Consider the following 13,802-nt stretch of genomic DNA (forward strand, 5'->3'; position numbering starts at 1 on the left):
CTGGCTCCCCAGGACCACATGCACACACTCCGCAATTTCTGGCGTCTCGCTCGACCTTTCTGGTTATCCGAACAAAAGTATCCGGCCCTGCTGCTGCTTGTCGCTACGGTGCTGATGACACTGTGCCTGGTGGGTATCAATATCCTCACCAACTTCTGGAACCTGCACTTTTACAATGCCTTGCAGGACAAGGACTACCAAGGTTTTATCCTCGGCGGCCTCCAGTTCATCCTGCTGCAAATCGGTACCGCCACCTTCACCGTGGCTGCGTTTCACTTCCAGCAGAAGCTGACATTGCGCTGGCGCCGCTGGGCCACACGGAACATGCTCGATCAATGGCTGGATAGCCAGCGTTACCAGAAAATGAAGCTGACCGGGGCCGACGTCGACAACCCCGATCAGCGGATCGCCGAGGACATCGATCTATTCATTGTCAAATCGCTCAAATTGAGTTTGGGACTGTTGACATCCGTGGTCTCGCTGTTTTCCTTCCTGCATATCCTCTGGCAGGCTTCCGGCCTGGTCAGTATTCCGTTCGCCGGCCAATCCGTGGTCATTCCGGGGTTGCTGGTATGGATCGCCCTGGTTTACGCGCTATTGGGCACGGGCTTCGCGTTCTGGCTGGGACGCGCATTGCCACGACTCAATTTCATGCAACAGCGGCGCGAAGCGGATTTCCGGTTTTCGCTGATGCGTCTGAGAGAAAATGCCGATTCGGTCGCTCAATACCGAGGCGAAACCGTGGAAAACCTCCGTTTCAATCAACGGCTGGAGGCGGCCCTGGAAAACTTCTGGGCGCTGGTAAAAAAACAGAAATTGGTCATGGGCTATTCGACGTTCTACTTGCGCAGTGCCACCGTCATACCGATGTTCATCATGGCGCCACAGTTTTTTGCCGGCGCATTCTCACTCGGCCGCCTGACCCAGATAAGCGCCGCCTTCGGCGAAGTGCATGCGGCCATCGCTTATCTGGTTGAAGTGTTCCCGGAACTGTCCGAGTGGAAATCGGTGATCGACCGGCTGGTCGGTTTCCAGGAGCGACTGGATAGCGTCGAGGTCGAGTCGAAGGTCATCGTTGGTCAACAGTCCAAAGGCTTCCATATCAAGGACCTGGACATCTGGTTGCCGAATGGCCGGCGCTTGCTCACAGGCTTTAATCTTTCACTCCAACCCGGCGACAGTCTGTTGATCAATGCCCCGTCCGGCTACGGCAAGTCGACGCTGATTCGTGCGATCACAGGGCTTTGGCCTCATGCCAGCGGTTCAACCGCTTTCGACCGAGAGCGGACCCTGACACTCTCGCAAAAACCCTATCTGCCGCTGGGCAGCCTTCGAGAGGCTCTCTGGTATCCCCATCCGCCCCATCACGAAAAAGACACTGCCCTGCGCTTGGCCATGCAGCAAGTCGGCCTGCAACACCTGAGCGAACACCTGGATCAGGAACTTGACTGGGCTCAGACCCTGAGCATTGGCGAATTGCAGCGTTGTGCCTTTGTACGGGCGTTGATGACCCGCCCCGAGCTGCTGTTCCTCGACGAGAGTAGTTCGGCGCTCGATTCAGTGAACGAGGCGCGCTGTTATCAGTTGCTTAAACAAACACTACCGGAGTCGATCCTGATCAGCGTCGGTCACAATGCCTCTCTGGAGCACTTCCATTGGCAAGTCCTGGAACTGCAAAGCGAGTCTCAGTGGGAGTATCGAAAGGCAAACGTTGGCGACGCCGCATGCCAGTCCCGAGGGGATTACAGTGCGATCGAAGACTGAGCGACCATAGAGAATCGGATACAGCCCTTGGTGACAGGCAGAAAACGGCCATAAGCTGTCAGTAGACAGACTAGGTGTAACCTGATTGCCCGTTGCGCCATCGTTGTCGACCAACCGGACTGGGGGCAGTTGCCGCCCACAGGTGATGCCAGCCGCTCGACAGAAGTCGCAATTCAATCCCGAGCAATCTTGTCATTTGCCAAGGCTTAGGGCAGGGTCGGTACCACTGAGATCTCTGCCAAAGGAGTCACCCCATGTCAAAGCTATATCCCGGTATCGATCCCGAGGGGCTGGTCGAGTACTCAGTGGTCTACACCGACCGCTCGCTCAACCACATGTCGCTGTCATTTCAAGGCGTGATGAAGAACATTTCCAGGACCCTCAAACAGGTCTACAACGCCCAGGCTGTTGCGGTGGTCCCGGGCAGCGGCACATTCGGCATGGAAGCGGTGGCGCGACAGTTTGCCACCGACCAGCAATGCCTGGTGATACGCAACGGCTGGTTCAGTTATCGCTGGAGCCAGATCCTTGAGATGGGCAAGATCCCGGCGGCCACTACGGTGCTGAAAGCCCGACCGGTCGACACTGGTCGCCAGGCTGCCTACGCCCCACCCCCTCTGGACGAAGTGCTGGCAGCCATTCAGGCGCAGAAGCCGCAGATTGTCTTCGCCCCCCACGTTGAAACCTCATCAGGGATTATCCTGCCCGACGAATACCTGCGGGCCGTCGGCGACGCCGTGCATGCGGTGGGTGGCCTGTTCGTGCTGGACTGCATCGCCTCAGGCACGATTTGGGTTGATATGCAGAAATGCGCAGTCGACCTGCTGATCAGCGCACCGCAGAAAGGCTGGAGCGCCTCCCCTTGCTGCGCCCTGGTGATGCTCAGTTCCTTGGCCCTCGAGCGCATCGAACAGACGCATAGCAGCAGCTTCGCCTGCGACCTGAAAAAGTGGCTGCAGATCATGCAGGCCTACGAACAGGGCGGACATGCCTACCATGCGACCATGCCCAGCGATTCCCTCGCGCGGTTTAACGAAGTGATGAAAGAGACGCAAGCCTACGGTTTCGACAAGGTCCGCGGAGAACAACAGGCTCTGGGCGATCGGGTGCGCGCAATGTTGACCGGCAAAGGCATCAAAAGCGTGGCCGCAGCCGGCTTTCAGGCCCCTGGCGTAGTGGTGAGCTACACCGATGATGCCGACATCAAGAGCGGCAAGAAATTTGCCGACCACGGCCTACAGATCGCCGCCGGAGTGCCGTTGCAATGCGACGAACCGGCCGACTTCCAGACCTTCCGCATCGGTCTGTTCGGACTCGAAAAGCTGCACAATATCGAGCGCACGGTCAGCATCCTCGAGCAGGCACTGGACGAGGTGATGGTTGACTAAGCCCTCATCTTGCCCGCAGCACATACCGAACTTGTGAACGCCAGGAAGGCATCCTGCCCTGGGCACTGCCGGCCCATGGCGCTGATCTTCGACGAATATGACGCTGGTCGTCCGGACGTCATGTTAGAACCATAAGGGAAAGCCCGTGCACGCGTCGTACTGACACGTGCGCCCTTCAGCGCTATCAGAAAAGGGTTCCAACGAAGCCTTTCACGGGGGCGGATGATTGGCGACTGTATGACTTGGATCGACCCAAGGCTGACTGTGGCGACAGGCAGAAATCGACCAATAGTTGACGGTGGCTGGAGCGATGGCAAATGTGCACCTATGCTTGGGTCTGCTGGAAGAACTGATCGAGCATTCCGCGCTGCTCCGTCACCTGTGCGCAATATCCGTCAAAGGTCATCCGGGCGTATCAGTTTCAGCACACCTTCGATGATCCTGGAACCAGGTTTGTAGTTTGCCTGACTTTCGAAAATCCTTTGCGCAATGCCCTTCCTCAGTTTGAGTAGTCAATGCTTCAAACTTCCCCTGGGAGAAAACCATGGCGCACATTCTCAAACCAATCGCCGTATTGACGTCCTTTTTTACCCTGATGCTGCCGGTGCTGACCTCGACGCAGGCGGCTACCGACATTCCACCCGCCGTCAAGACGCCGGATCGTATCGAGACCCGAATCGGCGTGCTGGAATTCAGGGATGGCGCTCCAAGCGCCAAAACCGCTCAGAATGTTTATGACACACTGGCGTTCACACGCGGTGTTGATGCATTTGTGAACAGTTTTTCGGGCGCCTCGGCCTATGCGATTCGCGAGGGCTTCCACAGCATTGGCGCTGAAGACAACTCGGTGGTCATCTTCTCCGAGTTGATGGACTCCAACTCGCTCTTTCTCACGGCCAACGCCGATACTATCTACACGGTGGCGACGCTCGACTTGACGAAAGGACCGTTGGTGGTTGAAGTGCCACCGAAGGCTCTCGGCACGCTTAATGACATGTGGTTTGGCTGGATCATCGACATCGGCGCACCCGGGCCTGATCGGGGTGAAGGCGGTAAATACCTGATTCTACCGCCGGACTACGATGGGCCTGTTCCTGATGGCGGTTACTTTATTGGCCGCTCGAAAACCAACCATGTGCTCTACGCCGTTCGCGCCTTTATGGAGAACAACGACCCGAAACCTGCTGTTGATCTCATCAAGGACAAGCTGAAGATCTACCCCTACACACCGGGTGGCTACGGCACCAGCATTGCCACGGCACTCGACGGCAAAGTCCGGTTGGAGCCCATCCCCCCGATACCGCCCACGAAGTTCATCGAGGGCAGTGGCAAATCCTTCAACACCATCCCGCCTAACGATTTTTCTTACTTCGAGATGCTCGACAAGCTCGTACAGCTGGAACCCGCCACCTCGTTCAGCCCGGAACTCATGGGCGAATTGGCGGCCATTGGTATCGTGAAGGGCAAACCCTTTGCTCCGGACGAGCGGATGAAGAAGATCCTCAGCGACGCGGCAGCCGTGGGCAACGCCGCTGGACGAGCGCTGAACTGGCGTGCCGCCGAGTATCCCGGCTGGGCCTATTACCCGAACTCGATGTGGGCCAACATGCTGTGGCAGGGCGGCTTCAATTTTGAAACTCCGCCGCCGTTGATTACCAAGGAAGGCCTGTTCAAGGCATTACCGCCGACTGGCGCGCGCACGCTTGATTCTCGCACGGCCTTCTACTACGGCTACACAATGGATTCGCCGGGCATGATCATGCGGCTGCCCAACGTTGGCTCGCAGTACCTCATGGGTTTCTCTGACGCCGACAAGAATCCCTTCGATGGCGCAAAGACCTACAAGGTGACCCTGCCACCAAAGATCCCTGCCGCGAAATTCTGGTCCTTCACCGTCTACGATAACCAGACGCGCTCCATGCTCCAGACACCACAGCGCTACCCGCGTGCCGGCAGTCAAACCTACCCTTCACCGGCGGCCGTCGAAAACGCGGATGGTTCCATGACCATCTACTTCGGCCCTTCCAAACCAGCGGACGCCAAAGCCGGCAACTGGATACAAACCATGCCCGACAAGGGCTGGTTCATGCTCCTGCGCCTCTACAGCCCCCTTGAGTCGTTCTTCACGAAAGAGTGGCGCCCGAGCGAGGTCGAACTGGTTCGGTGAGACCAGGTCACGGTCAGCACAACCTCCCGGGCGGTGCTGACCGCGGTGTTGGCTTCCGCCGAAAGGAGGGAACATTTTACGGGTACAACGGCCACTAATGCTGCTGTCAATTACTGAAGATCGACGGTCAACCTCTGACGGTACAAGCCGGGCCGCAATACTGGCTCGACAGTCCGGAAGATGACGCACAAGGTAAAGGCTTTCGCGTGGCGGTGACGTTACTGTTTCCACGCTGATGGGTAGATCAACACGAATGCGATACATAGGCGAAATCCACAGGTCGATATTGACACTTTCTGATTGGTACGAACGCCCCCTATGGACCGATTTCGGTCGGTCGTGACAGGCAGAAATCGGCCATTAGCAGTCGCTCGCAAGTGTCTACTCAATCAGGGAGGGTCATTCACTAATGCCCGGAGGTGGCTCAGGCAAATCGAAAGTCACTTAGTCTGATTCGATGGATAAAGACCGGCAAACCTCGCTATCACAACACCAACGTAAAAGACTCCTGAAAACTCTTCGACCATCACAAGTGAGCGGGCATGGTTGGTCATAGGAATAACATCACCGTAACCGGTAGTTGTGAGCGTCGTGAGGCTGAAATAGATCAGCTTGAAGAAAGTGCCGGGCTGTACGAAGTCGAGTTGGCCAGGGCCGAATGAGCCAGCTCTGGACATCTCGACCAGGGCATATACGAACGACCAGACGAAGGCCAGCATGATGTAACCCGCAAGCGCACCATGCAGCTTGTCCGCTGTAATCGGCCCGTGCTTGAGAATATAGCGAAGCACACCACTGAACGAGACGGCAAGAGACGCCACATAAGCTATCCCGGCAAGCCGGAGAATCGCCGTACTCTCAGCCCACAACGCTCCCCATTGAAGGCCAACCCCAAGCAACGCCAGGCTCAGCTTGAGGATGAGCCCCCGCCGAGTCTGCCTGGTGGCGAAAGCCCCCACGAGCAGAACGATTGAAAAAAGAATGCCAAGCAACGTGCGAGCAAATATACCTTCCTCAAGAAAGGGAAACAGAAGGATCAATCCTAGTAAGAGCAGCAATAGATAGGTGTAGGGACCTTTCCCCATAATCATCTGAGCTAAATCTTCGTCGGATTCGGTTTTATCTTGCGGATTTGTCATAACGGTTTCCCAGAGACGCTCGAGACCAGATGTTGCACGGTTGAATCTGACCGGGCTTTAGATTAGTCGGCAGTGAAACTCTAGTCGCGAATGCATGTGAGAGGATTCAGCTAGACGGACAGCTAAGGGTCGACTTCTGCCCTTCGTGACATGCGTCCGTCGCTGAACCCGGTATAAGTCGGGCCGTAGTCAACGAAGCTCCAGCCGAATATGCTTCCGTAGAAGGTCTTGCTTCGGTCGATGTCAACGACATTGAACTCAATGTTGTCGATCTGACGGTCTTTTCCTTGCATGCCCATTGACGCTTCCTTGGTTGATTGGGAGCAAGCGAGTCTAGGGCATTTGGCCAATCTGTTGCATCGACCGGTTGAATCCACAGTCGATTGCAGCCCGTCGCGACAGTCAACTATCGGCCAGTTGCGGAACACTTGCAAAAAAATGCGGAACACTTCACTTTTTTGAAGACAATAAAAAACCCCGTAGATCACTGATCTACGGGGTTGTTTATAGTGGAGGCCGAGGTCGGAATCGAACCGGCGTAGGCGGATTTGCAATCCGCTGCATAACCATTTTGCTACTCGGCCTCAAAACATTTGCTGTCAGTAGCGCGACATCAAATGCGTACAAACTTGGAGCGGGAAACGAGACTCGAACTCGCGACCCCGACCTTGGCAAGGTCGTGCTCTACCAACTGAGCTATTCCCGCGTCTTGGTGTGGCGCATTCTATAGAATCCAGAAGCCCCGTCAACCCTTTGATTCAAAAAAGTTTTATTTCTTTTCAACGTCGGTCTTCAGATGTGGCCAGGCAGCCCGCAAGTACTGGACCATCGACCACAAAGTCAGGCCAGCCGACACCATCAGCAAGGTGTAGCCCAGCAAGACCCAGAAACTGAAATCCTTGGGATTGGCCAGCAGGATCACCAGCGCCAGCATTTGCGCGGCGGTTTTCCATTTGCCAAGGTTCGACACGGCGACGTGGGCACGAGCGCCCAGTTCGGCCATCCATTCGCGCAGTGCCGAGACGACAATCTCGCGACCAATGATCACGGCAGCCGGCAGCGTGAGCCACAGGTTTCCGTGTTCCTGCACCAACAGGACCAATGCAACCGCAACCATCAGCTTGTCGGCAACAGGATCGAGGAAAGCCCCGAACGGTGTGCTTTGCTCCAGACGGCGGGCCAGGTACCCGTCCAGCCAGTCGGTCGCGGCAGCGAACGCGAAGACCGAGGCGGAGGCCATGTAGCTCCACTGGTAAGGCAGGTAGAACAGCAAAATGAAGATCGGTATGAGCAGAACGCGTAGAACGGTAATCAGATTAGGGATATTCATCGGCACAACTGGCTACGAGGTGAGGGGGCATTCTACTCGCTGTGCAGATTTGCATAAATCAACTCTGCGAGCTTTTTACTGATCCCGGGGGCTTTGGCAATTTCTTCGATGCTTGCACGAGACAGCTCCTGCAATCCACCAAAATGTTTCAACAAATCACGCCGACGTGTGGGTCCGACGCCGGCGACGCCTTCCAGTGTAGACGTCCGACGGGTTTTTCCACGTCGGGCGCGGTGCCCGGTAATGGCAAACCGGTGGGCTTCGTCGCGAATCTGCTGGATCAGGTGCAGCGCGGGAGAATCGCCGCGCAAGGTGAACTCATGTGCAGCGTCGTTCAGGTACAGGGTTTCGAAACCGGCCTTGCGCGTCGCGCCTTTTGCCACGCCCAGCAGAATCAGGTCAGGCACGGCCAGTTCATCGAGCACGTCGCGGGCCATGGACAACTGACCTTTACCGCCGTCCACGAGCAGGATATCCGGCAGCTTGCCCTCCCCGTCCTTCAGTTTGCTGAAACGTCGGGTCAGCGCCTGATGCATCGCCGCATAATCATCGCCGGCCGTAACGCCCTCGATGTTGTACCGGCGGTAATCGGCCTTGATCGGACCTTCGGGGCCGAAGACCACGCAGGACGCCACCGTCGCCTCGCCGCTGGAGTGACTGATGTCGTAGCACTCAAGGCGCTGTGGAGGTTCATCCAGCTTCAGCACCTCGGCCAGCGCATCGAAGCGCGCCGTAATGTGCTGACGATTCGCCAGGCGCGCACTCAATGCCTGCTCGGCATTGGTCACCGCCAATTGTTGCCAGCGCGCCCGAGTACCCCGCACGCGATGGCTGATGGTCAGTTCACGACCGCGCAACTCGTCGATGGCGGCGATCAGCGTGGGAAAATCATCGTGGACCACATTGACGATCAACTCGCTGGGCAAGTCGCGTTCAGGACTGCTGATGAAGTACTGGCCGAGAAACGCGGCCATGACTTCGCTGACGTCTTCCTCGATACCGACCTGAGGGAAGAAGTTCTTGCTTCCCAGTACCCGCCCGCCCCGCACACTGATCAAGTGAACACAGGCGCCGCCCGGGTTGACGAAGGCGGCAATCACATCGACGTCCCCGGTCCCGCCCTCCATGCTCTGTTGATCCTGGACCCGGCGCAGTAACGCAATCTGGTCCCGCAACTCGGCTGCCCGTTCGAATTCGAGATTGATCGCCGCCTCTTCCATCCCGGCGGACAACTCGTCAGTCAGCGCATTGCTGCGCCCTTCAAGAAACATCACCGAATGGCGCACATCCTCGGCGTACACCTGGGGCTCCACCAGCCCGACGCAGGGCGCCTTGCAGCGTTTGATCTGGTATTGCAGGCAAGGGCGCGTGCGGTTCTTGTAGTAACTGTCTTCGCATTGGCGAACGAAAAACGTCTTTTGCAGCAGGCTCAGGCTTTCGCGGATCGCACCGGCGCTCGGGTAAGGCCCGAAATATTTGCCCTTGGCCTTTTTCGCGCCGCGATGAATGCTCAGGCGCGGAAACTCTCCGTCGGAGAGAAAGACGTAGGGATAGGATTTATCGTCGCGCAGCAGGATGTTGTAGGGCGGGCGCCATTCCTTGATCAGCGTCTGCTCAAGTAGCAAGGCTTCGGTTTCGTTGGCGGTGATCGTCGTCTCGACCTGGGCGATACGAGCTACCAGTGCGGCGGTCTTGGGGGCAAGCCCGGTCTTGCGAAAGTAACTCGACAGGCGATTCTTGAGGTTCTTCGCCTTGCCGACGTAGAGCAACCGCCCTTCGTTGTCGAACATGCGGTACACGCCGGGGCGCCCGCTAACGGTCGACAGAAAGGCGCTCGGATCAAAGGTTTCGTTCATTTTCAGAGGCTGGCGTCGACCATGCCATGACGAACCGCCAACAGCGTCAACTCGACATCACTGCTGATCGAAAGCTTTTCGAAGATGCGGTAACGGTAGGTGTTCACGGTTTTCGGGGACAGGCACAATTTGTCGGAAATGATCTGTACTTTCTGGCAGCCGACGATCATCAGCGCGATCTGGATTTCCCGCTCCGACAAGGCATCGAAAGGCGAATCATTGGTGGGCTGGAAAGACTTGATCGCCAGTTGCTGGGCAATTTGCGGGCTGATATAGCGTTGCCCGGCGAATACCAGGCGAATGGCCTGGACCATTTCCGGCAAACCTGCGCCCTTGGTCAGGTAACCTGCCGCTCCGGCCTGCAACAGCCGCGTAGGAAACGGGTCCTCTTCACACACGGTCACCGCGACGACCTTGATATCCGGATGACTGCGCAATAATTTGCGAGTGGCCTCGAGACCGCCGATACCCGGCATCTTGACGTCCATCAACACCACGTCGGGCTTCAGCTCACGCGCCTTGATCAGGGATTCCTCACCCGACTCGGCCTGGCCGACTACTTGCAGGCCATCGATGTCAGCCAGCATTCGTGTAATGCCTGTACGAACGAGATCATGGTCATCGACTACTAGCACCCTAATCAAGCAGACACCTCGCGATATGGTCTTATTGGGTTGCCTGACACCTTAGCAAAAAGCATCTGGCAGACCTAGCGGAAAGCATCAGATTAAAAGTTTCAATTCATCTTGAAAGGCTTGTCGCAAGCGTGTCGCAGCGATTCAGGCCGGGAATATCCAGCTGCATCTTCAGGAAACACTCGTCCTTGCCCACCACCCTCAATCCCTTGCGCTCGTACAACGCTTGCGCCGGGTTGTTTTCGAAAACCGTCAGGCGCAACGCCGGGCGCCGCTCCTGGCGTGCCAGAGCCAGTACCTGATCGATCGCCCAGGATCCAGCGCCCTGCCCCCGAAACGCTTCGACGATATGCAATTCGCGGATATACAAGGCTCTGGCATCACGGCTCAGGCTGACATAACCCAGCACTGCGTCGCCCCATGTAATCAAACGGTTGTCCCGCCCGGCCCAGGCCGCGTCAAACGCTTCGTCCTGCCACAACAGGTCATGCTCAATGTAGTAACGCAGCATGCTTGTGCAGGTCAGTTCGCGGGCGAATTCCAGGTCATCCGGTGTTGCCGGGCGCCATTGGCGTTCCATCATTCCAATTCCACAGCGAGGGTCATGTGCGTCCTTGTGACGATAGGTTTGTTGTTGCAGCGCAAAGTGTGTCACAACCGTGAGGGCGCTCAAGCGATAGAAAGTGACGTCGTTTGCCGATAGCATTTTCTGATTGAAACTGCGTACCGGCCTCTAGTAAGCTCGGTCCATCCATCGGAGACAGACCATGTTCAACGCCCTCTTACAGCTTCGTACCGCCAGCGCCCCGCGCTCGGTTGCGGCTGCCCGGGTGAACGACGGTTGTGCTCCGGTCAGCTTTTATTTTGGGTATTGGTTTAGCCACTGGCGCGCCTGATACCCACACGGCGCCCATTTTAAACGGGTCGCCACCAGAGAATTCTCAACCCCCGGTCGGCCTCCCGACCGGGGGTTTTGTTTTTTCAGCCTCCAACACTTTTAGCGACACACCAGACATTCAGAGGATTCAGAACATGAACTACGCCACTTATTACCGTTACGACAGTTTTACCACCTGGCGATTTACCACCCTCCGCTCGGGACAGCCTGCCGCCTCCGATCGGTCACCCACAGGTGGCAAGCACACACACGCAGCCAATCCGGCCAATTGTCGAACACCCCAGTAGGGCCGAGCGCGCGGGCACGAACCCGCCACCAGCCCAGGAAGCCTTGAATATGAACTCGTCCGTCTCTGCACTGCCGCTGTCCACTTTGAGCCCTGCCAATGAAGCGCTGACCCTGCGCCTGCCCAGCTCATTGCAACTCAAACAGCAATTGCCCCTCAGCAACGCCCTCACCCGGCAAGTCACCGCCCACCGCCAGGCGGTTCGCGCGATCCTCAACGGTGAAGATTCCCGCCTGCTGGTCGTCGTCGGCCCCTGCTCGATACACGATCCGAAATCAGCCCTCGAATACGCCGGTAACCTTGCCCGACTCGCCGCTGAAGTCAGCGACGAAATGCTGCTGGTGATGCGTGCCTACGTCGAAAAACCCCGTACCACGGTTGGCTGGAAAGGCCTGGCCTACGACCCGCACCTCGATGGCAGCGATGACATGGCCGCCGGCCTGACCCTGTCCCGCGAGCTGATGCGCGAAATGCTCCGCCTGGGCCTGCCCGTTGCCACTGAACTGCTGCAACCGATGGCGGCCGGTTACTTCGATGATCTGTTGAGCTGGGTGGCGATTGGCGCCCGGACCACGGAGTCGCAGATCCACCGGGAAATGGCCAGCGGCCTGGGCATGCCTGTAGGGTTCAAGAACGGTACAGACGGCGGTGTCGGTGTCGCCAGCGACGCCATGCGTTCCGCCGTTCACCCTCATCGCCATTTCGGTGTCGATAGCCAGGGACATCCGGCGATCATTCAAACCCCGGGCAATGCAGACACGCACCTGGTATTGCGCGGCGGCCATCGCGGGCCGAACTTCGACAGTGCCAGCGTCGCCCAGGTGAACAGCGAGCTGACCAGGCTCAGGATTCCGGCTCGAATCATGGTCGATTGCAGCCACGCCAACAGCGGCAAGGACCCGTTGCGCCAACCAGCCGTGTTCAACGATGTACTTGAGCAACGCCTGCAAGGTGATCGCTCACTGATCGGCATGATGATCGAAAGCCATTTGTTCGAGGGCTGCCAGCCGTTGAGTTCGTCATTGAAATACGGTGTTTCGGTGACCGATGGTTGCCTCGGTTGGTCCGGTACAGAGCAACTGTTGCTTGAAGCGGCAGATCGGCTGCGGGCGTCAAACAACGCCCGATAATCAGCATCCTCCGTGCGCCCTCCGGCCTTCATGGGAAGACTGGAGGGCAAATGGCAATCAATGTCCCATCAGGGACTGCACCTGAACCAGTGTCACCCCCGATTGCTGGCGGGTGCCGTCAAGGTGCTCGACTGAACAGGAAACACGGATCGCGGTATCTCGATGTTCCCTCCAGAACGGGTAGGGAACGATGAACACCAACGGCTCGCCTGCGGTGTCGCTGGTTACTTCGCGCTCGTCACCGTAATTGAATTTCTCCCCGTCACATGTCAGGTAAACCCGTTCTCCTTTTTCAGCCTTGGGGTTTTCGATGACGACGGACAAGCCATCCTGCACATCTTGCAGATCCACCCAACCTTCGTCGGCTTCCAGCACAGTGGGTGCTCGCAGTGGACGCCGCTCCAGGATGCCAACCATCAGTGCCGTTACTTCAGAATAGCGAGGCCCCTGCCCTGCCTGCTTGACGCAATAGTCGACGGACACCGAAGAGCCCAGATTGAGCGTAATGCACTCCGGACTGACCCAAAACGACAGTTCTTCCCCCACAGCGAAGGACTCTACCTTGAGTGCATCACTGAAACTTGCTTCGACCGAAACGCCCGCCCAGGTCAGTAACACCCAGTCGCCCGCCGCCATGCGCGCATAGGGTTTGATCGTAACGATCGCTCCTTCCTTCACCCGATCCGGATCAAGCGTTCTACCCACCGCATCGTTCACCGTCGCGGGCAACAGGTCGCATTGCACATCACCAACCCTCAGTTGCAACCTTTGGGAGTGCACGGGTTCGGCAAATCCGGTGCTCGTGAGTGAGTAACCTATTTCCAGCGAACCACCCTCAAGCACCTCGATATGCGCGCTACCGACGGCAAAGATAATGTCCTCGCCAACCCGGCCCTCACTGACAAAACGCGCCACCTGGTGATTGTAGGCGAGGCCTTCGGCATCCAGCCCCGCCCAACTCAATAGCAATTTGTCGCCGCAGGTCATGCCTGGATAAGGCTGGACCCTGATGACGACTTTTTTTTCAGAGGGGTTCAGAACGCCGTTTTGCGCCTGTTCAAGCATGGGAGGTGGTAATGGTTGCTGTGCGAGATTCAAGGTGTCGGGTTCATAAACAGTCATTCATTCGCTCCATTCCCTGGAATAGACACCGGACAGGTGGCCGGCTCTGAATGGCTATTTAACCTCATGACGAACAGTCGTGATGTC

10 protein-coding genes, 2 tRNA genes and 2 pseudogenes are annotated in these 13,802 nt (G+C 57.3%); 5 read left to right on the forward strand and 9 right to left on the reverse strand.

Translation table 11 applies throughout. The features are described from left to right. Window positions 1-18: 18 nt before the first annotated feature. The 4 genes and pseudogenes from PMI34_RS08700 to PMI34_RS29370 all read left to right on the forward strand — a co-directional run. Window positions 19-1,764, forward strand: coding sequence for an ABC transporter ATP-binding protein/permease (locus PMI34_RS08700; protein ID WP_008051972.1), 1,746 nt, complete (start codon window positions 19-21; stop codon window positions 1,762-1,764). A gap of 254 nt (window positions 1,765-2,018) precedes the next feature. Then, window positions 2,019-3,152: an aminotransferase class V-fold PLP-dependent enzyme gene (locus PMI34_RS08695; RefSeq protein WP_008051973.1), complete on the forward strand. Its 1,134-nt coding sequence runs from the start codon at window positions 2,019-2,021 to the stop codon at window positions 3,150-3,152. A gap of 544 nt (window positions 3,153-3,696) precedes the next feature. Then, window positions 3,697-5,319, forward strand: coding sequence for a DUF1254 domain-containing protein (locus PMI34_RS08690; RefSeq protein WP_008051974.1), 1,623 nt, complete (start codon window positions 3,697-3,699; stop codon window positions 5,317-5,319). 107 nt (window positions 5,320-5,426) lie between these two features. Further along, a pseudogene (locus tag PMI34_RS29370) lies at window positions 5,427-5,555 on the forward strand (transporter); the annotation flags it as partial. 204 nt (window positions 5,556-5,759) lie between these two features. On the opposite strand, the gene PMI34_RS08685 reads toward PMI34_RS29370, so the two are convergent. The 8 genes and pseudogenes from PMI34_RS08685 to PMI34_RS08650 form a co-directional block, all read right to left on the reverse strand. Further along, a complete protein-coding gene (locus PMI34_RS08685; protein WP_008051975.1) occupies window positions 5,760-6,458 on the reverse strand; it encodes an ion channel in 699 nt (232 codons plus the stop codon). 146 nt (window positions 6,459-6,604) lie between these two features. After that, window positions 6,605-6,757: pseudogene (locus PMI34_RS08680) on the reverse strand (VOC family protein); the annotation flags it as partial. A 211-nt stretch (window positions 6,758-6,968) separates the two neighbouring features. Then, window positions 6,969-7,042: transfer RNA gene (locus PMI34_RS08675), tRNA-Cys, on the reverse strand. A gap of 46 nt (window positions 7,043-7,088) precedes the next feature. Next, window positions 7,089-7,164 (reverse strand) — tRNA-Gly (locus tag PMI34_RS08670). A 63-nt stretch (window positions 7,165-7,227) separates the two neighbouring features. Beyond that, complete coding sequence (gene pgsA / locus PMI34_RS08665) at window positions 7,228-7,788, reverse strand: CDP-diacylglycerol--glycerol-3-phosphate 3-phosphatidyltransferase (protein WP_008051977.1); 561 nt, start codon at window positions 7,786-7,788, stop codon at window positions 7,228-7,230. Window positions 7,789-7,820: 32 nt separating this feature from the next. Further along, on the reverse strand, window positions 7,821-9,644 hold the full coding sequence (uvrC, locus tag PMI34_RS08660) for an excinuclease ABC subunit UvrC (RefSeq protein WP_008051978.1): 1,824 nt from the start codon (window positions 9,642-9,644) through the stop codon (window positions 7,821-7,823). A gap of 2 nt (window positions 9,645-9,646) precedes the next feature. Next, window positions 9,647-10,288, reverse strand: coding sequence for a response regulator transcription factor GacA (gene gacA, locus PMI34_RS08655; protein ID WP_032829778.1), 642 nt, complete (start codon window positions 10,286-10,288; stop codon window positions 9,647-9,649). A 97-nt stretch (window positions 10,289-10,385) separates the two neighbouring features. Beyond that, window positions 10,386-10,859: a GNAT family N-acetyltransferase gene (locus PMI34_RS08650; RefSeq protein WP_032829779.1), complete on the reverse strand. Its 474-nt coding sequence runs from the start codon at window positions 10,857-10,859 to the stop codon at window positions 10,386-10,388. A gap of 654 nt (window positions 10,860-11,513) precedes the next feature. Here PMI34_RS08650 and PMI34_RS08645 point away from each other — a divergent pair. Continuing rightward, complete coding sequence (locus tag PMI34_RS08645; RefSeq protein WP_008051982.1) at window positions 11,514-12,593, forward strand: 3-deoxy-7-phosphoheptulonate synthase; 1,080 nt, start codon at window positions 11,514-11,516, stop codon at window positions 12,591-12,593. A 57-nt stretch (window positions 12,594-12,650) separates the two neighbouring features. On the opposite strand, the gene PMI34_RS08640 is transcribed toward PMI34_RS08645, so the two are convergent. Then, window positions 12,651-13,715 carry a hypothetical protein gene (locus tag PMI34_RS08640; RefSeq protein WP_008051983.1) on the reverse strand — a complete coding sequence of 355 codons (1,065 nt, stop codon included), beginning with the start codon at window positions 13,713-13,715 and terminating at the stop codon, window positions 12,651-12,653. Window positions 13,716-13,802: the final 87 nt, after the last annotated feature.

This window comes from Pseudomonas sp. GM74, from assembly GCF_000282455.1.
In the GTDB taxonomy this organism is placed as follows: Bacteria; Pseudomonadota; Gammaproteobacteria; order Pseudomonadales; family Pseudomonadaceae; genus Aquipseudomonas.